Consider the following 24,056-nt stretch of genomic DNA (forward strand, 5'->3'; position numbering starts at 1 on the left):
ATTATCATGATACTTGCACACATCATTATGATGGAAATAGGAATTATCATCATCATCGTATATACAGTAAGATTAAATCATTATGGTATATAAAAGTTGTTTAATAAAATGAAGTCTCATTATAAAAATTGAATGGATATACTATATAATAGGGTGTGTCACACATAAAAACAGGAACAATAGCACTAATAATTATCATAGCATTTTCACAAATGATCATACCAGTGTGTGCTAGTACCACTGTAGAAGTATGGGAAAACTATAATGTATCCATTGAAGTCGACTCCACCACAGCCCATGTGACGGAAGAGCTTACAATAAAAAATGTCATAGATAAGTCAGTTGTTCCAGGATATGGATATATCACCCTCAGCAGGGAGCAGAGCTCAGATCTACTGGGGATATCCATACCATTCACGGAAAAAATACAGGGGATGGTTGTCTCCGATGTCTCTGCAAGGCTTGATGATGGCAGCGTAATAACAGATATCCTGGTGATAGAAGAAGATAATCTCACAACCATACGTTATGGCTTCTGGACGCCTGTGATACCAGGGCAGAGCAGGACAATAATCATAGAATACACAACTGATGACATCGTCGAACAAGGGTTACTCTTTGACGGTATCACATATATGATACAGCCATCCAGCATACCCATAGAAAATGCAAGGGTAGAAGCAGATATTAACGGAAAGCATGTATCATACTCAAACTCTCCTTCTTTGAAGATCGATGATACAGTGGTCTGGACAAATAGTGATATCGACGACAATACATGGGAACTGAACTTTGAGTACGGAGCTCTTCCACTCCCAAATCTGCCATTCAAGTGGTCACATATCTTCTTGATCCTGATGTTTGGAATAATATGTATTTGGACATACCGCCAGTGGAAATTCGATAAATGAGATAAAATGGGGGTAAGAGGGATGGAATCTGTGCTATTCAAGCTACTTGTACTGATAGTAATCATATCAATGACAATCCAGTGTGCATCAACAGCACTTGCCGATCAGCCGATAATCAGCACAGACAAGACATCCTATAATCCATGGGAAACCGTGCATATATCCATAAACGAAACATCGAATGTCACGGCCTATGTCATCGACCCATGGAACAGTCTGACCGAGCTAATACTTACCCCGTACGTAGATAGCTATCTTACAGAATACTCTTCGCATCAGAGTGTGGTGCTCGGGAAATATACGATCCTTGTAAGTGGAGAACAGATCAGCGAAACATGCGAATTCAACATACGGACACTTTCCATAAATACAGATATTGAGCAACAATATCCGGTAGGTGACATAATCTTATCTGGGAATATCACAGATGCTGCTACTCAAGCATCAGTGAACGCATCAGTGAATATTACGATAGATGACCTGACCATTAACACCTATGCATTAGATGGTGTTTTTTCGACGAATTACCTCGCCAACTCAACAGGCCCGAAAATTGTGAGTATTACGGCTATTGATGATGAGAATATAACAAGCTCAATCAGCACAGAATTCGAAATATATGCACCTGTTGGCGAGAACCTGGCGCCCAGTACATTACAATCTTTGGAAACAACTACCACACCAACCATGACTGCAGATGTGGAATTTAGTGCTACTAACCTAATAGAAATTGATCCAATCGAAATAGACCCAATCGATATTGAACCAATACCAATCTACAAAACCTTATACATTTCCCCTACTAACAACAATGGTACGTGTACAGATCCAACCAATGCTTATGCAAATGATGGAAATTATTCAGTTTTTAATGGGGCATGGAATATTTATTCGGGCTATAATTTTAACATACCTGATAACGCAAATATAATCGCAGTAAATGTAAGAATTTATGCCATGTCATCATATCCTCCCGGAGGAAGCCCTGACAGCATAAAGCTTCAGTTAAGTTGCGATGGTGGAAATACATGGTTAACACAAACATACTCTCAGGAATTAACAGGCACCCAGGCAACTTATTTCACTAACGTTGCAAGTTGGACACAATGGACTCCTGAAAAAATAAATGACGACAATATACAAATTAAAGTTGAGGACATAGGAGATAACACTGTCAATCTTGACTGGATACCCATATCTGTAACATATACTTTGGAAACAAATGTTGCACCGGATACCACACCACCCGCCAGTGTAACCGGATTGGCTGACACACTCGTAAAATCAACATCCATCAACTGGACTTGGACAAAACCCAATGATACTGATTTCAATTATACCATGGTCTACATTAATAATGAGTTCATGGAAAACGTGACTGGTACCTCTTACACAGCTACAGAATTGACAACATCCACCAGTTATACCATCGGCACAAGGACAGTTGATACTTCCAAAAATATCAATATTACTTGGGTTAATGATACTGCAACCACAACGCCACACATACTCGTGAAAAAGGATGAGACAGGTGACTACACCACCATCCAGGCAGCGGTCAACGCTGCTACCGCGGGTGACACAATTCTTGTGTATCCAGGCACGTATAATGAGAATGTGGACGTGAACAAGCAACTGAACATCACCTCAGTTGGTGGTGCTTCGGTCACGAATGTAACTGCTGCATCTTCATCTTATCATGTATTTGATGTTTCGTCTGATGGTGTGACCATTACCGGTTTCAATGTGAGCGGTGCTACAGGCTCTGAGAAGGCGGGTATCTATTTGTCCTCTTCCAATAATACTCTGAGTAGTAACATAGCGGGAGATAATTACGACGGTATCCATCTGCGTTATTCCCACAACAACACTCTGAGCAACAATAAGGGAGTGAACAACTCTTTCTATGGTATCCATTTGTTTTCTTCTGACGATAACACTCTGAGCAGTAACATGTTAGAGAAAAATTCAATGGGCATACGTTTGTATGGTGTCACTGATTCCTGCGATAATAACACTCTGACCGACAACACAGCGGTGAACAATTCTGCTAGTGGTTTTTTACTACAACTTTCCTACTACAACACGGCAAACAGCAACACAGCAGCAAATAATCCCATCGGCATCCTCCTAGTCCTTTCCATAAGCAACACTCTTAACAACAACACGCTGGAGAATAATGACGATGGCATCTATATGTTTTCTTCCAACAACAATCTGTTCTTCAACAACTACTTAAACAACTCTAACAACGCATATTTTCTTGGAACCAACAGTAATATCTGGAACACCACAAAGACTGCAGGCATGAATATTGCAGGTGGTTCCTATCTTGGCGGCAACTACTGGCTTACACCAGACGGTACCGGGTTTAGCCAGACCAATAACTCTGATGCGAATGGTGATGGCATATGCGACGAGACTTATACGATTGCAACACCGGATCACTACGACTATCTCCCACTAGCTTCACCATGTACCACGCCTCCAGCAAATCGTGCACCTATACTTTCAGTTCTAAGTGATAATAGAGAGTATACTGCACCAGCGGAGGAATGGAATCAGACGTTTGGTGGAAGTGATAGAGATTATGCATACTCCGTGCAGCAAGCAAGTGATGAAGGGTACATAATTGCAGGATACACAGACTCTTTTGGAAACGGTTACTTTGATGCATGGTTGATAAAAACGGATTCAAATGGAGCCGAAGACTGGAACAATACTTTTGGTGGTACGAGTGACGACTATGCCTATTCGGTCCGACAGACCAGCGATAACGGATACATCATTTCAGGAAAGACAAAGTCCTTTGGAGCAGGCAGCACGGATGCATGGCTGATAAAAACGGATTCTAACGGAACAGAGGAATGGAATCAGACATTTGGAAAAGACATGGAAGACTATGCACAATCCGTAATACAGACCAGTGATGGAGGATATGCCTTTGCAGGCAGGACTTCCTACATTAATGAAGTATTGGAATTCGTAGACTATGCATGGCTGGTAAGAACTGATGAAAATGGGAATCATGTTTCCAATCAGACATTTGGCGGTTCAGGTAGTGATTACTCTTACTCCATACAGCAAACAAGTGATGAAGGATACATAATTGCAGGAGAGACCAGTTCTTTTGGAGCCAGTTCCCGTGACGCATGGTTGATAAAAATTGATTCAAGCGGCGCAGAGGAATGGAACAGAACCTTTGATGGTCTAGATGGGACACGGGATGACAAGGCATACTCTGCTAAGCAAACCGATGACGGAGGATACATCGTTGCAGGAGAAAGAACAAATTCAGGGGGATCCAGAAGTATCTGGCTGATAAAGACGGACAGCAATGGAGATCACACATGGAACAACACATTTGGAGATGTGCAAGCCGGAAAGAGCTATGATGTCCAGATAACAGATGACGGAGGATATATAGTTGCAGGTAACACGGAATCACCCGCTGGAAGTTACAAATACGATGGGTGGATCTTCAAGACAGATTCAGAAGGGAACGAGCTATGGAATAGAACAATTGGTGGAAGCTCTGACGAATATATGTATTCCGTTGCCCTGACCTCTGAAGAAGAGTTCATACTTGTTGGTGATATGATGCCAGAAGATTCATGGTACACAGATACATGGATTGTCAAGCTGGAAGCTGAGCCGCTTCTGTTCGAGGTCAACCAATCAGAATTACTGACCATCACACTCAATGCAACCGATCCTGATGACGATACACTGAGCTACAGCACAAATGCTACCTTCGGCGATCTCACAGACAACGTATTCACATGGACACCAGGTAATGATGATATTGGTGTACAGTACGTGAATTTTACAGCATCTGATGGAAAACTGGATGATACAAATACAGTTACAATCACAGTCAATGGTGTAGCAACACAATACATGAACTTCAGCATCACAAAGACCATTGAATCCGGAACATCTTCAGACAACTATAATGTAACCCTGAACCTTACAAGCCTTGTTGATTTCGATAGTACGGGGATCAGAGCCTATGACCTCATCCCTGCCAACTTAACTATAGCAGATCCAGTGCCAAATTACAATGGTTCGCAGTCTAACATCTACTACTGGTCATTGGACCTTGCTGCCGGAGAGAGCAAGAATATTACTTATACTCTCATAGGAAACGGAAAATACTCCCTAACTGATGCATTCACCGTGGGGATTGATACTGTATGAAATATTGTTACAAACGCATAGTTATTGCGATCATGTTAAGTCTGGTAATCTTTCTCCCACAAGCTGGTGCGGTGTCCCTGAACCTTGAACTTGACACAACTGAGTACATCAACGATCTCGCCTTCTATTCAGACGGAACATACGATTGTGGGAATATTACAGGATATCTGTCAATCACAAACCCCTCGTCAAATCACAGTGTATCTGACATCAATATAATTTTTAGTGATGGGATAACACCCACAGAAAAATACATAAATGAGCTGGTGCCAAACAGCACGACCATAATATCCTATCAGCTCCCAGGCTCAGGAACAATAGCATTACCAAGAGTTATAGAGACTACGGCACCTTCCACCCTCAACCTGAATGCTGAACAGGAAATTGTCTATAGGGTTGAGATAAACAACCCGGGAAGCGAGGAGATTGACATACTTTCATTTGAAAAATCATTCCCAGTCCAACTTAATTACACAGGCTACACCACTTCAGCAGGCAACATGGACTGGGCAGAGAACAGGTCACTGTGGAAGAACTTCACGATACCACCCCACTCCAGTGAAAGCCTTGACCTTATCTTCAGAACAACTCCAGAATCAGACATAATCCTACAACCTTCAAGCCTGTCATTTACCAGCACAGCAATTGTGGCATCAAGAAATCTATCATTATCAGCTGTTACATCAACAACATTTACAGTTGAAAAACAAATGATTACAGAAGGAAGATGGAAAGTAGGAGTTATCGTAGAGGATGCAAGCGATTTCAATTATTCTCTATACAGAGTTGAGGTCTATGTATCAGACACGATGTTGAACGAAACAACACAAATTAAGGAATATGACTTGGACGTAAACCTCAAGCCTGACGATACCTGGTCTGATTCGTTCACTTATGATTATTCAGGAACTCCCGTGTTCTTTGCAAGGATATATTATACAATACCTTACACAATAACCGGAAATTCCATGCCCCTGAATCCTGCTGATACTGGAGGGTTTGTTATAAATTCTGTTGTTTATGGAGAGCAGGAGAAGAAAAGCAAAATTGATGGTTCCTACACTACAATATCTATATCCCCACCCCCGTCACCAGATGGAATGGACCGGATTAGTTGTGAGGGGACTAAGGTCCAAAATGACGATAAAGAAGAAAATTACAATTTATTTTACATACTAACACCCATATTAATTGGATTAATATTGATTGCTGGAATAAAATATCACATTGTTAAATAAGTAGTTAAGTGAGGAGACAATTTGCAATTACAACTATTTGATTGCAGACCACTAAATTTACCTACTTGACGTTAAAGAGGATCATTGCCCTCAATCCTACCCAAAACTTCTTCCAGAGCATTCGAATAGCTCCTGAAAGCCTCCTCATTAAAACAGACGACCAATACCTTCTCAATGGTCTTATTCTTCTCAAGAAAACCAGCTATCTCACGCATGGCTATCTTCGCCGCCTTCTCCACAGGAAAACCATATGCACCCGTACTTATCGAGGGAAAAGCGATCGTTCTCACACCGTTCTTTACAGCGACCTTCAGAGAGTTACGGTAACATTTGGACAACATGCTATCCTCGCCCGAAAAACCTCCTTTCCATATCGGACCGACCGTGTGGATGACATATTTTGCAGGAAGACGATAGCCGGAGGTTATTTTAGCCTCGCCAGTCAGGCATCCATCGAGAAATTTGCACTCCTCAAGAAGTTGTGGTCCTGCTGCCTTATGTATAGCACCATCAACCCCACCGCCGCCAAGAAGGGAATTGTTGGCAGCATTTACGATGGCATCAACGTTCAGTTTTACAATATCACCTTTAGTGACCACTATTCTTTCAGAAAGCATGTATCATTGTTGGAATTTGTGTGGATTTATAGTTATGCTTGATCATGCGAACATGAACAAGACCATGGCACAGCAAAAGATAAGGACGCCTGCACCTGCAAGCGGCAGAGTGAACCTGCGTACAACGGTCGGTATACTGTCACCTGTGGAACGCTGTATCAACCAGAAATATGGGTCACTGACATAGGAGACTATCAGAGTACCGGCACTTATCATGAGGATAAGCGGAACTGTCGGAACGGATGTGATAATATCAGTTCCTGCAACGATGGTGGATGTTATTACAGCTGTCACTATACGCGAACCCTGTGCCGTCTGGATCAGCACCGCCAGAACGAATGGGACGACAACGACAGGGAACACACCATTGATAAGAGCAAAAACATCATCCGGAAAACTGCTGGCAGCTATCACAAAACCAAGTGCACCTGCACCGCACAGGTCAAAGAGAATTATACCTGCATTCTTCGTTCCTTTCTCAAGGGCTATCTTGCGAGGTTTTTCATCAACAAGCAACAGGGAAACGAACACGGATATCACAAGGGCGATATTGACATCACTTATTATTGAAAGCGGGGAGAACAGATAACCAATGGATATCAGGATTATTGGTAATGCTATGGGCAACCAGACCTTCCATCTTGGTAATTCGAGCATAGCAGGTTCTACAAGGCCCGAAAGTTCCGGAAGAGGATGTTGGGAACCCGAGGATAGCCTTTTTGCGACCACATAACCTGTGCCCAGAAGGAACAGGGAAAGGGGGACAGTGATGAAATTGATACTGAAAGTATCCGAATTGGAAACTCCGAATGCCGTGGTCATGCTATAAACGACCGGCAATGGCAGTATAAGCACAAAGGAAAGCACACTTCCAAATGCTGCCATGTAGAACAGTCTCCCTCCTGTAGACTGCTCCTTTTCCATCTGCTCGATGAGAGGAAGCATCACAACATAGGTGGTGAGACAGCACATCAAAGGAATGGAAAGAAGATAACCTACCACTCCGGCTGCCATGTCAGGAGCCTTGATGGTGCGTTTAACGTCTTCGACTATCTTTTCTATGAAATGCCCATGCCTTAATATCTGTGCAATGACCGCACCACAATAGATAGGGATACCCAGCAGAGAAAAGATACGACCGGCACCACCTGTCACATATTGTATGAGCCAGTCCATTCCGCTGAAGGTCCCAAAAAGAAAAGCTGCTGCTATAAGTGTCAGGAACGGAGTGATATGATACCGAATGGTAAGGACACTGATGAAGATTATTGTGAGAACGAACAGAAGCAGGGATTCCATACGAGCCTTGATGTATCAGGACATATATGATAGCATCGGAGCAATAATATGGATGAAGACCTGCTTGCTATTAGTTATTGTATCGACTGTGGAAAATGTTATGATGTCTGTCATATCGCAAAGGTCACGGACAACAAATATACACCCCGATCGAAGATAATGCTGTTACAGAAACTTATCGAGGGTGATGAGCTTGATCAGGACGAGGTAGACGACATCTATCTTTCCACCAGATGTGGTGCATGTGACGATATATGCCCCATGAACATCCCCATCACCGATATCATTCAGAGAGAAAGGAAGATACTGGCAGAACAGGGAAAGGAGCCTGCAAGAACATCACAGATATGCAAGAACATCATCGAAGCCGGAAGCCCCGGAAGAAAGGATGTCACACTGAGGAACTCCTGGATAAACGATGAGATCGAGCTTTCCGAAACATCCGATGTAGCTTACATGGCAGGCTGCTGGATAGCCTTTGCACACCAGGATATCGCCCGCTCTACAATAAAAGTGCTCAACAAGGCAGCGATCACACCAAGGACTATTCCTGAAGAGAGATGCTGTGGTCTTTTCCTCATTGACAACGGTCATATGGAAGAAGCAAAGGAATATGCCAAAGAGTATGTCGAATATATTGAATCCCTCGGGATCAAAAAGATAATAGCTTCCTGTCCCGGCTGCTATATTGTACTAAAGGAAGAATATGCCAGACTTTTCAGGGAACCTAAATTCGAAATGGTCTATTCTCTTGAATTGTTCAGAGATCTTATACAGGAAGGCAAGCTCGTCCCCAAGGCATTGGACAGAAAAGTAGCTGTAAGAGATGCCTGTGCTATTCTGGAGATGTCAGACATTCCAAGAGATATACTAAGGTCCATGCAGGTTGAGGTCACAGAGATGTTCGGCGGTAAACACGGGTGCTGCGGAGGACCTGCAGGCGTGAAACCGAACTTCCCGGAGATCTCATCAAAGGTCGGTATGATAACGATAGAAAAAGCAAAGGACCATCCTGATGGCATAGTCTCTTACTGTCCGTTCTGCTATCATCATCTTGAGGATGTATGCCGACAGGAAGAAAAAGAGTTCAGGATAAAGGATATTACTGAACTGCTTTTGGAGAGCGTTCTTTAAGAACGCATCTCACCATGCAGAACAAATAATTGAATGCTCGAAAGATCACTCGACCAAATGCTCGATCTCGATTATCTTCAACAGGTTGGTGCCGCCTGAATAGCCTTGTGTCAGAACGATCGTGTCACCTGGCTTGCCTATCCCACTGGACAGGAGGGCAACAAGCACTTTCTTTTCGATATCCTCACTGTCATCGGACACATAAATTGGATAGACACCATAGGAATATGCCAATTGTTCACATGTAAGCTCAAGATGGCTCATGGCGATTATCCAGTTCTCCGGCTTAAAGCGTGAGATACGTCTTGGGGTAGCCCCGGAATAAGTGGGTGTCACTACGAATTCGATGGATAATTTACGAATAGCATCATAGACCTGCAAGGAAATGACATCACTTATACCCATCTCAGTCTCACCGATGGCATTCCTTATGAGACCCATTCCCCCTTCTGTACTATCACGCCATGCTTCGGTCTTCCTTGCGACCCTGACCATCGTATGAACGGCCTCCAACGGATACTTACCAACTGCTGTTTCTCCGGAAAGCATGATAGCATCGGTACCATCAAGAATAGCATTTGCAACATCCGTAGCTTCGGCACGTGTTGGTCGTACGTTATCGGTCATGGATTCGAGCATATGAGTAGCGGTTATAACTGGAATTCCACGTAGATTGGCCTTGTGTATCAGTTCTTTCTGTACGATGGGAACTTCCTCTATTGGAATTTCCACACCGAGATCACCACGTGCTATCATCAAGGCATCGGTAGCATCCATTATGTCATCGATATTTTCGACCGAGGGACCTCTTTCTATCTTCGCCACAAGGAACACCTCCCTTCCTTTTTTAGCAGCATGATCCCTTATCTTCTGTATGTCGGAACCCTGCTCGATGAACGAGATACTGAAACAGTTCACACCCTCGTCCAATGCAAAATCCAGGATCTCAATATCCTTTTCAGTGACAGGATCAAGCAAAAGGTCGATACCGGGAAGATTCACGCCCTTGTGGGATGAGAGTTGACCACCTACGATAACCTCACATTCAGCCTCATTGCTACAAATACCACTGCACCTCATCTGAATGAAACCATCATTGAAATAAACATCAGACTTTTTAGCTATACAGTAAGGAAGCTTGTCAAAGTCCACAGGAATAAGGTCCTTTGAACCTACGATCCTTTCAGTGGTCAGTTTCACCTTATCCCCCTTCTGTAAATTTATAGGGGAATCTTTGATCTCGCCCACACGTATCTTCGGTCCCGGAAGATCTGCCATCACCGAAACGACAACGTTGAGCTCATCACACAGCTTTTTTATCAGCCGGATAACTTTACTATGGTCCTCAAAACTGCCATGCGAGAAGTTGATCCTCGCCACGTTCATTCCTGCAAAGATAAGCTCACGCAGCATTTCTTCTGAAGAAGAAGCGGGTCCTATAGTACATACGATCTTGGTCTTGTGGTCAGGCAGATTCATTAAACTCACTGCTCAATTATTGACCGGCTGACTTAAAACATTACCTTTTTTAGAGAGGTACTACAAAAAAAGAAGGGAAAAGCAAATACGGTTATTTAAGCTCTTCAGTATCAGCAGAATAGACAATTGAGTCGCGGGCGTAAATTCCCCTTTTTTGTGAAGGATTTGCATCGAAAAGCTGGTTCATCTCATCAGAGTGCCCTGAAAATCGCTCATGAAGCATATTGATATAACTGGTCAGTTCAACGATCTGTTCATCCAGATCAGCGATCCTATTATCCTTCTCATCCAGCTGGCGCTTAAGCTCATCTATCTGCCTCTGGATCTGCTTGAACGGGTCATTTTCCATATAGAATACCTCTTAAGAAATTATGAACGACACATATCGTAATCGTAATGTGATTTAATGGCTACTGAACTGATAAAGCTTATTGTGGAAATGAGAAACTTGCGTTCCAGATAGCTTTTCAAAATTGAAACAGAGACATTTCTTTAAGCAACACATAAATTTTAAGCAGAAGCCATAATAAACCTAGTAGAACCAGGATCTTTGCAATATCGGTATTTAAGATTACACCCCGATCAAAATATTGGTCTTTTGACTTAAATGTCTACTGTTTATTTGGAACAGGTGCATTTGATACCTTGGTAACTGTAACATCAAAAACCAGTAAATATTTCAACTTCCTTTAGATATAGTAAATAGGGGCTATCAATGAAAGACAAAAAAGACAAAAAGGAAGAAGATATAGAATTGCCTACATTGGATGATGAGATAGACAGCTGGTGTGAGATATCCACTGAAAATTCCGATAGCAAAAGTGCTGATGACCTTGTGATCGATGAATGGTGCAAGGGTTCAGAAAGCAAAACTGATACAAAAAAAGCAATTGAAAAGGAAACAAAAAAGTAAAGTCATCGGGGAGACAAAGTCCTCGTGTCCAAGACATACATTGATCGGTCTTATAAGGACATTTGATTTGATACTTAGTTTTAGGTGCACAATAACAGAAGATTTTCGGCCACGAACTACAAAGATGAAGTTATTTTTGATATTCTAAATTTAGTAGATTGCGTATACATTTCCTAGTATAGCTTTAAACTGCTAAATTTGAGTATTAAATTTATAGATTATCACCTGGGTTTTAAGAAAAGGATTTCTACAAAGCCCGAATGTTATATCCTTATTAAGATCAGATTTAACCACATTATATCTCTTGCTTAAATAAAACTGCAAAAGGTAGGCCATATGATTTGATATTATTATTTGTTGCAAAAACAAATGAGGCATTAAAAACCTCAAGAATCATATGCATTCACCTGTGCAACATAGCACTTTTTCCATCTTTACCATTGTACTTTTGAAGCTATTCAGTTGTGAATTTTTTCATTTAACCCCCCATTCCCTAAATATTAAAGCCACCTCAATAGTTATTTATGCTTTTTTCAATGTGACCCAGAACATACTACCTTGTCCTTCAGGATTATCTTCCACACCAACTTTGCCTTTATGCAGGTCAACTATCCTCTTTACGATCGCGAGGCCAAGTCCGCTTCCCTTTGCACTACTGATTCCCACACGCTTGAAGCGTTCGAATACCAATGGCTTATCTTCGTCTGAAATGCCTTCACCTGAATCAGTGACCGCGATCTTACAGTTATCACCAGTATCTTCGATCCTGATCACTATGTCCTCTTTGTCAGATCCGTATTTCAATGCATTTGATATGAAATTGACGAAAACTTCCTCTATCATTGGATTTGCAAGTGCAGTGCATGACCCTTCCGACCTTATCTTGATACCCACACCCTTTTCTTCTGCCTGATACTCAAAGTTGGCTATAATGTCATTTATCATGTTACCAACATTAATGTTCTCAAACTCCAGATCATCGGTTGATTCCAGTTTGGCAAAGGCCGCCGCACTTTCAATGAGGTCTATCAGTTTCTTGGTACTGAGATCGATCTTTTCCAATCTTTTCAGCTTCGTTTCATCATCTTCTGAAGAAAGCATCATGTATGTATATCCACTTATCACAGTTGCGTGATTCAAAAGGTCATGTCGCATGATGTCCGTAAAGATGCCTTTGAGTTCATTTGAATGCTCAAGCTCTTGAGAATATACTTCAAGTAATTTTTCTGATCTTACACGTTCGGTAATGTCCAGAATAACTCCTATTAATCCTGCAACATTATTATTCATATCAGTGAAGACAGATTTGTTGAAAATTACATTGTGTTTTGTATTATCTCCTGAATAAACGACTTCGGCCTCGTATATCTGGGTCCCTTTATTTTTTAGGAGTTCACGATCCATTTTGTTATATTCTTCTGCTTGATGAATTTCATAAACATCATCAGCAACCTTTCCGATAAGTTCCTCACGTTTTGTACCGGTAAAGTTCTCAAAAGCTCGATTACATCCAAGGTATGCCCCTTCCTTGTCCTTATAATATACAGGTGCAGGAATCGTATCGAGTAGTTCCTGTATGAAATGAGAATGCTTTTTTAAGGCATCTTCTGCCATCTTACGTTCGGTTATATCAAATACCACACCTATCTGTCCCGCAGTGTTCCCATCAATATCTGTAAAGATCGAATTATTGAAGATAACTGAACGTTTTTGTCCGGAAGATGATTGTAAGTAGTACTCGTATGTCTGAGTTCCTCCTTTTTCAATGAGTTCCTTGTTCATCTTATGGTATTTATTTGCGATCTCTTTCTCATACAGCTCATAAACACCTTTACCGACCATCTTTTCTTTTGGTATGCCTGTAAATTCTGCGAAAGCATCATTGCAACCAAGGTAAATATTTTCTTTGTTCTTGTAAAAGATCGGTGCAGGGATCGCATCGATAAGTTCCTGCATGAAGTGAACCTGTTGCTTTATAGTATTCTCAGCTTCTTTCTGCCTTGTAATATCAATTCCAATGACTATGGACCCGACAACATTTTTGTCCTCATCAAAAATTTCCCTTGAGTTCCATGATATGGTTCGTTTAGCTCCATCTTTCCTTGTGATCGAGGTCTCAAGATCAGATATCCTCTTTCCTTCATCGAAGATCGCTTTTTTAGCACTAACCACTTCTTTAAAATAGACCTCATCTGGGTAAAGCCACTCCTATATACTGCTCTTACCCAGAACTTCTTCCTTGGAATATCCGCTTATTGATTCTGCAGCATTGTTCCATACAACTACTTCATCATCCTTGTTGGAGACGTTTATCCAGACATCTGCACTTTCAATTACTGTTTGCTGGAACTGGTTTAATTTGTATATCTTTTCTTCCGCTATTTTTCTTTCTGTAACATCCTGCACCGTAAATGTAAGTCCTGTTGAAGGATTGTCAGCATCTATTAGTGCAAATGTCATGTAGACATCTCTTATGTTACCATCCTTATTGACCCACCGAGATTCAACAACACCCGGTTCCTTTTTGTCGATAAGGACCTCCAGTTCTTTTCCCACACGTTCATACTCTTCTGGTGTTGGATAGAGTATTCGCGTACTTGCCCCCACAAGCTCTTCTTTTGAGCGTCCCACTATCTGACACATCTTCTCATTGACATCAAGTAGCTTGCGATCCCAGGTAACTCCTATGCCTGTGGGTGTTGCCTGGAAAATACTTCGGATGTGTCTTTCTTTCTTTTTCTTTTCTTCTTCTGATCTTAGGTGGGCTGTAATATCAAGAATGACTCCTATGATCCCGGCTATATCCCCATTCATGTCTGTAAATACAGATTTATTGAAAAGGACATTATGTCTTGTATTATCTCCTGCGTACACGACTTCTGATTCGTATGACTGCATACCACCTGTTTCTACAAGTTCCCGATCCATCTGGATATATTCCGCAGCCTGCTTTTCATCATACACATCATATGCTACTTTTCCTATCAGGTCTTCACTTTTTTGGCCGGAAAAGTTCTCAAAAGCTCTATTACATCCAAGGTATGTCCCTTCCTTGTCTTTATAATATACAGGTGCAGGAATTGTTTCGAGTAGCTCCTGTATGAAATGAGAATGCTCTTTTAAGGCTTCTTCTGCAACTTTACGTTCAGTTATGTCAAATACTACACCTATCTGTCCCGCAGTGTTCCCATCAATATCTGTAAAGATCGAATTATTGAAAATAACTGCACGTCTATGGCCGGAAGATGATTGTAAGTAGTATTCGTATGTCTGTGAGCCACCCTTTTTAAGAAGATCCATATTCATCTTGCGGTATTTATTAGCGATGTCTTTTTCATACAGCTCATAAACACCTTTTCCGATCAGATCATCTTTTGGGATCCCTGTGAATTCTGCGAAAGCATTATTGCAACCAAGGTAAATGTTTTCCGAATCCTTATAAAAAATAGGTGCAGGGATCGCATCGATAAGTTCCTGCATGAAATGAACCTGTTGCTTATTGATCTTCTCGGCTTCTTTCTGCCTCGTAATATCATTTCCAATAACTATGGACCCGACAACATTTTGATCCTCATCAAAAAGTTCTCTTGAGTTCCATGATATTATTCGCTTATCCCCATCTTTTCTTGTGATCGAGGTCTCAAGATCAGATATCCTCTTTCCTTCACCGAAAATGGATTTTTTAGCACCAGCTACTTCTTTAAACTCGGTCTCGTCCGGACAAAGCATTTCATATATCCTGGTGCTTCCCAGCATTTCTTCTTTGGAATATCCGCTTATTGATTCGGCAGCATTGTTCCACACTACAAGTTCACCATTCTTGTTGAAGACGTTTATCCAGACATCTGCACTTTCAATTATCGTTTGCTGGAACTGGTTTAGTTTGTATATTTCTTCTTCTGCCAGTTTTCTTTCTGTAACATCCTGCACTGTAAATGTAAGTCCTGCTGAAGGATCATCAACATCTATTAGCGCAAACGTCATGTAGACATCCCTTATGCCACCATCCTTGTTGATCCACCTGGATTCAACAACACCAGGTTCCTTTTTGTCTATAAGGACTTCCAGTTCTTTTCCCACACGTTCATATTCCCCTGATGTTGGATAGAGTATTCGCGTACTTGCCCCCACAAGCTCTTCTTTTGAACGTCCCACTATCTGACACATCTTCTCATTGACATCAAGTAGCTTGCGATCCCAGGTTACCCCTATTCCTGTGGGTGTTGCCTGGAAAATACTCCGGATGTGCCTTTCTTTCTTCTCTTCAACATTCCTCTCAGCAAGTAATTTTCCAGTGATGTCTTGAATTGTGAAGGTGTAGCCTTCTGAAAGATCCTCTGGGTCCACTGGTGTAAAACTCATAAAAACATCAATGATATGTCCGTCCTTTCGTTTCAATTTTTGTTCAATGTTAGAGATGCTTGCTCCTTTCAGATTGTTGTAGATCTCACGATCAGCCTTTTCGAAATCACTGTCTGAAAGATAGAACATGCGAGCATCTTTACCGACCAGTTCAGATATTTCATACCCCATGATCCGGCAAATTTCATCATCAGCTTCCAGGATATTTTTATCGAGAATTGTTCCAATACCAATAGATGCTACACGCAATATGCTGTCAATGCGGCTTTTCTCTTTTTTCATCAACAGGTCTCCTCGGATTATATATGATATAGAAATTGCACAGCACTTTATTCTAAATATATTATTAATTTCTACATATAAAGCGTTCTATGTAGTAGTATCCTCTAGTAATTGCCACTCTTTTCAATATATTTCATATTGGAATGTGCTGTATGCAATGCTTTTCACACAAGCGTATCTGAATATTTTGATGCGTTCTTTCATATATCTTAAAATTTGATCGTGTTTGCACAAGGATATTTTAGCACCTTGATATCACGAATTCATAGTGTCGGAGAGAGCAAGCCCTACAATCCAAAACACTTCGTTTTTCTGCACTATTAGAAACATATGATCGTTTCTTGAGCAATCAGATTTGATACTTATTAATTAGTATACATGCTAATAAAAATATTGTCCACAAAATTAGCACAACAAATCGATGAATATCTATCGAAATAATTGATTCCAATTTCAAGAATGTATTTTTTACTTATTTCTACAGAGCCTGATCTTCCATATTGGCATTCTTCATATAATGAATAGTAACGCTTCTACAAATCCTTTTATTGGAGTTTGACGCATTTATAAAGGGGAATATTATCGTTTTACCTTGTATTGTAATTACGATCCGGGTGGTAGAGAATGAAGAAAGGGTATATATTAAAACTAACTCTTTTAGCAATATTGACATTGATAATTGTTACAATATCAGTATCTGCTGCTGTATCTGACAATTGTCTTGACTGTCACAGTTCCATGAACAAATTTCCAGCCGTCATCGATGATTGGGAGAACAGTAAGCATGCTGAAGCGGGCATAACATGTGAGAGCTGCCATACTGCTGAAGCTGATGATCCGGATGCCATAGCACATATGGGACTTTACATGACCCCGGTGGTATCGGCTGCTGACTGTGGCAATTGTCACGCTGCTGCATTCGAGGAGAATACAAGAAGCCTGCATTCCCTTGGCACTCTTTATTATGAGGTCGATTTTGACGGTGAAAAACTACCATATCTTGAAAGCGAGATCACACTTGATGGATATACAACCGCCAGTCACAATGCAACTGTCAACGGCTGTCAGGCATGTCACGGCACCAATATGACCGGCAAAAGTACAGAAGACCCTGCAGTGTGGCCGAACAATGGGATTGGAAGGATAAATCCAGATGGTAGTTTAGGATCTTGTGCATCCTGCCACACACGCCATGTATTTTCAGTTGAAGAGGCAAGAAAGCCTGAAGCATGTCAGCAATGCCATCTTGGACCTGACCATCCGCAGACCGAGATCTACTTTGAATCAAAGCACGGAAGCATATACAGTACGGAAGGCAATGACTGGAACTGGCTCGATGAAGAATGGAAAGCCGGAGAAGATTATCGAGCACCTACATGTGCAGTCTGTCATATGTCAGGAACAGATGAGCTAAAGGCCACCCATGATGTGAGTTCACGTCTTTCATGGGAACTTGAACCACCTGTATCCAGGCATACCGACAACACGGCTAACATACTGGGAACTCCAATAAGCGACGGAACCACCTGGCAGGAAAAACGTGAGAGGATGACCTCCGTTTGCGAACAATGCCATTCAGAGACATGGGTGGACAACTATTACGAAAATGCAGATGCTACTGTAGAGCTCTACAACAAAAAATATGCAGATTCAAGTTCAATAGTTAATGAGCTAAGGGAAGATGGCTTGCTGACAGAGCAGGACTTTGATGAACCTGTTGAGTTCAAGATATATGAATTCTGGCACCACGAAGGCAGACGTGCAAGAATGGGTGCATTCATGATGGGACCGGATTACGTGCAATGGCACGGATTCTATGAGCTCCTAAAGGACAAAGCTGAAATTGTGGAAATGGCAGAACAGATCAGGCTTAACGCAGAGATAGAAGCAGGTCTTGGTATCGATGTAAGTTCTGAAAGAACCGAAAATGATACAAAAGCCACTCCCGGATTTGAAGCTTTGGTCCTGGTAGCATCGATCCTGAGCATAGTATTGATCATGTCAAGAAAAGGAAAGTAATGAAAAATACCTTAATTTTATCTTGAGGTAAGATGGCAAAGCACAATGTGACATTGTGCCACCATCATTAATTTATTAGACCTGGGTCATTCAACTGGCTTATCCACAAGCACAGCATCCTCTATAATGACCTTCGCTGTATATTCATCCCTCTCCACAAGATCATACTTGTTTATCTGTATCCTCTTTTTGAACATTGGTGCATCGATGACAAAACTCTCGAACTCACCGCCTTCCCCTGCAATGTTCAAGCCGATCTTTTCATTGAGCTTTACGAGCTTATCCACTTCGGAAGAAGTTATTTCCTTTCCGACCCAGCCACTGTCAAGACCATAGGCAGCTATGCTGCTGAAAATGAACCTGAACCCTTTGTCAAGCAGGTCCCGCATTTCCTGCTCCTGATCCATATGCCACAGCGGTGAGAACACCTCGAGACCAAGCTCATTGCATATCTTCTCGATCCGGTCCTTCTGATAATTGGAATACAGGGCACCTGTCACGATCCCTTCAAGACCGTATTCCCTTTGTGCTTCCAGAATGGCATTCTTTAGATCATCAAGCTCAAGCTCCTTCTCTCCCTCTGTAAAAGTCTCCAGAAGAGGGAATCCCATGGCTTCTGCCTGTAACCTTGACAGGTCGATGTTCGGGGTGTGGAACATATAAGAATCAGGATTTTTGCTTTTTATGGTGATCAAACACTCAATTGAATTTCCTTTTTCCTGCATGATATGCAATGCATAGCAGGAATCCTTGCCTGAACTGAAAAGAACGCCGAGTTTCACTTTATCTACTCTCCTGAAAACTATTGATATAATCTGTCTTATTCGCAAAACCTGCTCTTTTTGCAAGCTTCTTTAAAGCCTGATCGAACCTGCTACCATACTGAGCGGCCTTCTTTCCCCGCTCGACCACATACTTTGGCAGCCCAAGCTCCTCACCTGCCTTTCGCAGGATGATCTTGTTCATCTCATCGGATATCTTATACTCTTTTGGAATAGCGAGGGCAAATTCCACAAACTTCCCATCGAGATAAGGAAGGCGCACTCGCATCCCCGTGAACGCCGCAACCGTATCATCGCGATACGTGTTCACTTCATGCATTTCCAGGATATCCTTGATACAATCCTCATTTATAGATACTGAACTCTTGAACCTGTTATATCCGGCAAAAAGTTCATCAGCTCCGGCACCTGCGAACAATACATTTATGCCATCCTTCTTTGCAGCCTTACAAGCTGCATACATCGTCAATGCGACACCTGTCTTCGGAACGGTCGCATCCTCTATCAAAGGGACAACTGTACTTAGATACTCTTCCACAGTATCGAGATCGATCTCATGTACATTTAATTCAAGTTCAAGCTCATCTGCCAGCTTTCTGGCACAGATGATATCCGGTGACGGGGTCTGCCCTGAAAGTCCCACCGTATAACAATTACATTTTACACCTTTAGCTTCGGCCAAGCCTTTGCAGAGCAGGGCGAGGATAGTGGAATCAATTCCTGCAGAGAACATCACACCAAAATCCTCATCAGGCACACGAATGGATACCGCTTCTTCAAGCAAAGAAATAAGATCGTCCCGGACCTCCACGAAAGATCCTTTATGTTCTGTAAGTCCCTGCAAAAATTCCCTGTCGTATGCCTTTATAGTATCGTTATTGAGATCATAGCATAGGATCTGTCGAGGATCAAGCTCCACCACATCATGAAGCCCGGACATTTCTAAGAACTTCTTTTCCGAAGCGAATGCAAAGCCTGATGAGGTGTCGTACCAGAGAGGTTTCACACCGATAAGGTCCCTTGCGAGAAACACTTTATCACCCATATGACAAGAAATCGCATAAACCCCGCGAATAGTCCTTAATGAACTATCAAAGCGTTGGAACATCTCATGATCGCTGCATTTTTCGAGGCTGAAAGTATCCTGCAAAAGTCGTTTCAGAATTGACATGTTCTCCACAGCATCACAATGAAGTTCACGTGCAAGCTCATCTAAATTGTAGATGTCAGTATCCCCGATAAGTTCGAACTGGTCTGATGATGAACTCAATGGGGATGAAGCTACCAGACTATCAAAACCGATCATGGCTTCATTGAGTGATATGGACTGTATTTCAGAGGCAGAACACACCTTATGAATGCCATCGCCTGTATAGATGAAAGCTTTGTATTCACCACGAGCTTCCATTTCATTAAAGATCTTAACCGGCATGATGGAAGAAGCCAATTTAAAGAAACCTGCGATTCTGCCCATGTAGTTGGAACACTTGTCGACCATATATTTATTTATCGGAAATCGGCACATGGAATATATACATTGATAGAATAAGACTGGATAATTACTGGATATTTAACAATGAACCACTGATTATATATTCTAATTATGCACTAATAATGTAGGTCATTTGGAATAAAAAGCCATCAAAATATTGTATATTTGATAATCGGTATGCTTTTATTTTTTGTTTCAAAAATAAAAACGGAGTTAGACTTTAGTGGAAGGAAAAGGCAAGACAGTAGAGCAACTATTCCATATGGGATTCTATGCAGAGTACCCGGATGAGAAGATAGAGTACTATACTGCAGTACTTGAATCCGAATCAAAGGACCCCCTGTTATGGAATGAAGAAGCTATCGCATTGGTCTGGACCAACACCGGCATTGCATATTGCGACCTTAGCATTTATGATAAAGCCATCCACTGTTTTGAGAAGGGCCTTGAGCTCGATACCGATAATCCTGATATATGGTACAACAAGGGTATCGCTCATTCTTATGTTGGTGAGAATGAAGAGTCGATAAGATCTTATTCAAAAGCTCTTGATATCGACCCAAAATATGATAATGCATGGATAAATAAGGGAATCATATTTGACATGCTTGGCAGATATGAAGATGCAATTGAATGTTATGAGAATGTCCATAGTACCATGGAACTTAATTCAAAATACACTATTACATGGAACAAAAAAGGTGTCGCTTACCACCACATGCAAAAATATGAAGAAGCCATCACTTGCTTTGCAAAGGTCTTGAATGCAGATCCCGATTATAAAGATGCAAAGACCAATATGGCCGCAGCAATGGCAAAGCTAAAAATCGATGAAACATAATAATTAGATCCAGCCTACAAGTTGTACAGTCAGACAGATGATCCTTGATCTCATGAGGGATGAACTATTTTCAATGAACTGAAGAACAATATTAGAACACTTGCATTGCCAATTGCAAAGAATATTCCGATCTCACCAAATGTGCTTACTGTGATAGGCCTTGGCATCAGTTTTCTGGCTGCCATCGAATTCGCCACAGGGGATCTGATAATGGGAGCTGCTTATATAATGCTAAGTGGCATATTTGATGTTCTTGACGGAGCCGTTGCAAGAGCATCAGGGATGATAACGCCCTTTGGAGGAGTACTTGATTCGGTATGTGACAGATATGCTGACGCGATTATCTTTGCCGGGATCATATACGGTTCAATAACAGGCATGATACTGCAACCCACGTTTCTACAGGCACCTTTGTGGTTATTGTGTATCATCGCGCTGATCGGTTCTTACATGGTCAGCTACACGCGTGCCCGTGCCGAAGCCGCAGGCTCTTCATCGATGAACGTTGGTATCGCGGAGAGGTCAGAGCGCATGATCATACTGGTACTGGGAGCATTCAGTTCTCAGATCATGGTCGCAGTAGCACTTATCGCCATCCTTACACACGTAACGCTTTTACAAAGGATATGGAAAGCCAAACAGACCTTATGAACCTATATATAAGATAATAATTTAAGGTACAAGATATCGATCAGATAATGAGCACACTACATTAAGAAAGGGATCATTGTCAAAGCGATATTTTTAATTGCTTGGTGTCCATTAATAGCCATAATCACATCATAAGTAAACACAGAGGAAAAAAATGCAATACCGTGCAGAAGTAACCATAGAACGTAAGTCAGGAATGCTGGACCCTGAAGGCACTACTATCAAGAGAGCACTTGAACACCTTGGCTACCACACAAACGATATCAAGACCTCAAAGAGATATATCATCGATCTCGAGGAAGAGTCCGCAGAGCTGGCAGAGACTAAAGTTGATGAAATGTGCCAGAAACTTATTGCAAACCCGATGATCCATAATTATACGATCGACTTGAGGGAAGTTTAAATGACTATCGCCATCATTCAATTTGGTGGAAGCAATTGCGATCTTGATGTTCTGCATGTACTGGAAGATGTTGTTGGAACAGATGCAGAACTTGTCTGGTACAAGGAACACGACCTTGATAAGTACGAAGGTGCCATCATCCCCGGAGGATTCTCCTACGGCGACTACCTGCGCGCAGGTGCTATCGCATCACGAACACCTATTATGGACTCCATCAAGAAGATGGCAGACGAAGGAAAGCCTATAATGGGAATTTGCAACGGTTTCCAGATACTCACTGAATCAGGTCTCCTGGATGGAGCACTTACCACCAATGAATATCCAAAGTTCAGATGCGAATGGACAAAATTAAGGGTCGAAACAAGCGATTCACCATTTACATCCGCATTCAAGAAAGGAGAGGTCATCAGCATACCCATAGCCCACATGGAAGGTAACTTCTACGCCGATGAAGCAACCCTTTCGAACATGGAAGACAAGGATCTCGTAGCGTTCAGATATGTTGACAGCGAAGGTCATGCGACCGATGAGGTAAACCCCAATGGTTCACAGGAGAACATTGCAGGGATACTCAGCGGCAACAGAAATGTAATGGGTCTTATGCCCCACCCTGAAAGGGCATCTGAGGAAGTCCTCGGATCCAATGATGGGATCAGGATGTTCAAGTCAATGGTAGAGTATATTTCAAGCAGGTGAACACCTGTTATACTCCCATTATCTTTTTAATTCTTTTTTTAATTGATCTTATAAGTTACTAGCAGATCCCATTCATTTGATCATTGAATGAACTTCTGTGCCGTTTTCCATGAATGCCTGACAATATCGGGAAAAGAGCCATTCTCACGATACCATTCCTCAAGGAACTTCTTGGTCTTGGGGTCTGAGGGATAACCACTGCCGATGTCAACACCTAAGTCTACTTTTATCTGCTCGATAAGTTCATCACGCCTTACCTTTGCCAGTATAGAAGCCGCTGAAACAACTGGATATAGATCGTCGGCTCCATGTTTAGAGATAACTTCCGGAGCTGATATATCTGAATGCTTTTCCATATAATTGTCAAGAAGACGCTTTCCAAAACGTTCCTCCTTCACATCCGCTGCATCCGCATATATCTTGTCTGAAGGAAGTTCCTCGATGACCGAACCAAAAGCAAGTACCATGATATCGTTCATGCTCATCAGTTTTCGAAGCTCGTCGATCTGATTGGGGGATACCTCATAAACGAACCAACCATCCGCATATTTCTTTATCTGGGCAGCAAGTTGCACCCTTCTTTTCGGGGAAAGCTTCTTGGAATCCGCAACTCCCAGATTCTTCAGAGCATTGCTTCGCTCCTCATCGATCCTCACACCGCCTATGCACATCGGCCCGATGACCGGACCTTTTCCTGCTTCATCAATTCCCAGTATCTTCATTGAGATCTTCCTTGA

General features: G+C 41.9%; 18 protein-coding genes and 1 pseudogene. 10 read left to right on the plus strand and 9 right to left on the minus strand.

Annotated features, from left to right (window positions below; all coding sequences use genetic code 11):
• Window positions 1-212 precede the first annotated feature (212 nt).
• The 3 genes from AC20MK_RS06910 to AC20MK_RS06920 are packed head-to-tail and all read left to right on the plus strand — an operon-like array spanning window position 213 to window position 6,349.
• Window positions 213-911, plus strand: coding sequence for a hypothetical protein (locus AC20MK_RS06910; RefSeq protein WP_487355140.1), 699 nt, complete (start codon window positions 213-215; stop codon window positions 909-911).
• A gap of 21 nt (window positions 912-932) precedes the next feature.
• Window positions 933-5,111 carry a NosD domain-containing protein gene (locus AC20MK_RS06915; RefSeq protein ID WP_487355141.1) on the plus strand — a complete coding sequence of 1,393 codons (4,179 nt, stop codon included), beginning with the start codon at window positions 933-935 and terminating at the stop codon, window positions 5,109-5,111.
• Between the two features lie 32 nt (window positions 5,112-5,143).
• Entirely contained in the window at window positions 5,144-6,349 is a 1,206-nt protein-coding gene (locus AC20MK_RS06920; RefSeq protein WP_487355142.1) for a hypothetical protein, read from the plus strand.
• Window positions 6,350-6,420: 71 nt separating this feature from the next.
• Here AC20MK_RS06920 and AC20MK_RS06925 read toward each other — a convergent pair whose 3' ends face one another.
• Together AC20MK_RS06925 and AC20MK_RS06930 are read right to left on the minus strand one after the other, a co-directional pair.
• Window positions 6,421-6,966 carry an O-acetyl-ADP-ribose deacetylase gene (locus AC20MK_RS06925; RefSeq protein ID WP_487355143.1) on the minus strand — a complete coding sequence of 182 codons (546 nt, stop codon included), beginning with the start codon at window positions 6,964-6,966 and terminating at the stop codon, window positions 6,421-6,423.
• 42 nt (window positions 6,967-7,008) lie between these two features.
• Window positions 7,009-8,265 carry a GntP family permease gene (locus AC20MK_RS06930; protein WP_487355144.1) on the minus strand — a complete coding sequence of 419 codons (1,257 nt, stop codon included), beginning with the start codon at window positions 8,263-8,265 and terminating at the stop codon, window positions 7,009-7,011.
• A 48-nt stretch (window positions 8,266-8,313) separates the two neighbouring features.
• Between AC20MK_RS06930 and AC20MK_RS06935 the strand changes: the two genes are divergently transcribed.
• The gene (locus AC20MK_RS06935) at window positions 8,314-9,399 is read left to right on the plus strand and encodes a (Fe-S)-binding protein (protein WP_487355145.1); all 1,086 of its coding nucleotides are present in this window, start codon (window positions 8,314-8,316) and stop codon (window positions 9,397-9,399) included.
• A gap of 45 nt (window positions 9,400-9,444) precedes the next feature.
• Here the strand turns inward: AC20MK_RS06935 and pyk are convergent, their stop codons facing one another.
• Both pyk and AC20MK_RS06945 read right to left on the minus strand, forming a co-directional pair.
• Window positions 9,445-10,878, minus strand: coding sequence for a pyruvate kinase (gene pyk / locus AC20MK_RS06940; RefSeq protein ID WP_487357079.1), 1,434 nt, complete (start codon window positions 10,876-10,878; stop codon window positions 9,445-9,447).
• Window positions 10,879-10,969: 91 nt separating this feature from the next.
• Entirely contained in the window at window positions 10,970-11,227 is a 258-nt protein-coding gene (locus tag AC20MK_RS06945) for a hypothetical protein (RefSeq protein WP_487355146.1), read from the minus strand.
• A 366-nt stretch (window positions 11,228-11,593) separates the two neighbouring features.
• Between AC20MK_RS06945 and AC20MK_RS06950 the strand changes: the two genes are divergently transcribed.
• The gene (locus AC20MK_RS06950) at window positions 11,594-11,791 is read left to right on the plus strand and encodes a hypothetical protein (protein ID WP_487355147.1); all 198 of its coding nucleotides are present in this window, start codon (window positions 11,594-11,596) and stop codon (window positions 11,789-11,791) included.
• Between the two features lie 522 nt (window positions 11,792-12,313).
• Here AC20MK_RS06950 and AC20MK_RS06955 read toward each other — a convergent pair.
• Together AC20MK_RS06955 and AC20MK_RS06960 are read right to left on the minus strand one after the other, a co-directional pair.
• Complete coding sequence (locus tag AC20MK_RS06955; protein ID WP_487357080.1) at window positions 12,314-13,747, minus strand: PAS domain-containing sensor histidine kinase; 1,434 nt, start codon at window positions 13,745-13,747, stop codon at window positions 12,314-12,316.
• Between the two features lie 36 nt (window positions 13,748-13,783).
• Window positions 13,784-16,435, minus strand: a pseudogene (locus AC20MK_RS06960) (PAS domain-containing protein); the annotation flags it as partial.
• A 666-nt stretch (window positions 16,436-17,101) separates the two neighbouring features.
• Here AC20MK_RS06960 and AC20MK_RS06965 point away from each other — a divergent pair.
• Complete coding sequence (locus AC20MK_RS06965; RefSeq protein WP_487355148.1) at window positions 17,102-18,454, plus strand: multiheme c-type cytochrome; 1,353 nt, start codon at window positions 17,102-17,104, stop codon at window positions 18,452-18,454.
• Window positions 18,455-18,540: 86 nt separating this feature from the next.
• On the opposite strand, the gene AC20MK_RS06970 is transcribed toward AC20MK_RS06965, so the two are convergent.
• Together AC20MK_RS06970 and AC20MK_RS06975 are read right to left on the minus strand one after the other, a co-directional pair.
• The gene (locus tag AC20MK_RS06970) at window positions 18,541-19,236 is read right to left on the minus strand and encodes a diphthine--ammonia ligase (RefSeq protein ID WP_487355149.1); all 696 of its coding nucleotides are present in this window, start codon (window positions 19,234-19,236) and stop codon (window positions 18,541-18,543) included.
• 1 nt (window position 19,237) lies between these two features.
• Window positions 19,238-20,710 (minus strand): asparagine synthase-related protein, encoded by a 1,473-nt coding sequence (locus AC20MK_RS06975; protein ID WP_487355150.1) that lies wholly within the window; start codon window positions 20,708-20,710, stop codon window positions 19,238-19,240.
• A 241-nt stretch (window positions 20,711-20,951) separates the two neighbouring features.
• Between AC20MK_RS06975 and AC20MK_RS06980 the strand changes: the two genes are divergently transcribed.
• The 4 genes from AC20MK_RS06980 to purQ all read left to right on the plus strand — a co-directional run bounded on the left by AC20MK_RS06980 (window position 20,952) and on the right by purQ (window position 23,319).
• Window positions 20,952-21,569, plus strand: a complete 618-nt coding sequence (locus AC20MK_RS06980) for a tetratricopeptide repeat protein (protein ID WP_487355151.1) — start codon at window positions 20,952-20,954, stop codon at window positions 21,567-21,569.
• Window positions 21,570-21,674: 105 nt separating this feature from the next.
• On the plus strand, window positions 21,675-22,220 hold the full coding sequence (locus AC20MK_RS06985) for a CDP-alcohol phosphatidyltransferase family protein (RefSeq protein ID WP_487355152.1): 546 nt from the start codon (window positions 21,675-21,677) through the stop codon (window positions 22,218-22,220).
• 154 nt (window positions 22,221-22,374) lie between these two features.
• Window positions 22,375-22,623, plus strand: a complete 249-nt coding sequence (gene purS / locus AC20MK_RS06990) for a phosphoribosylformylglycinamidine synthase subunit PurS (RefSeq protein ID WP_250868002.1) — start codon at window positions 22,375-22,377, stop codon at window positions 22,621-22,623.
• Entirely contained in the window at window positions 22,624-23,319 is a 696-nt protein-coding gene (purQ, locus tag AC20MK_RS06995) for a phosphoribosylformylglycinamidine synthase subunit PurQ (protein ID WP_487355153.1), read from the plus strand.
• An 80-nt stretch (window positions 23,320-23,399) separates the two neighbouring features.
• Here the strand turns inward: purQ and rnhB are convergent, their stop codons facing one another.
• Window positions 23,400-24,041, minus strand: a complete 642-nt coding sequence (rnhB, locus tag AC20MK_RS07000; RefSeq protein ID WP_487355154.1) for a ribonuclease HII — start codon at window positions 24,039-24,041, stop codon at window positions 23,400-23,402.
• Between the last annotated feature and the right edge of the window lie 15 nt (window positions 24,042-24,056).

It is taken from the genome of Methanococcoides sp. DA23, from assembly GCF_057593895.1.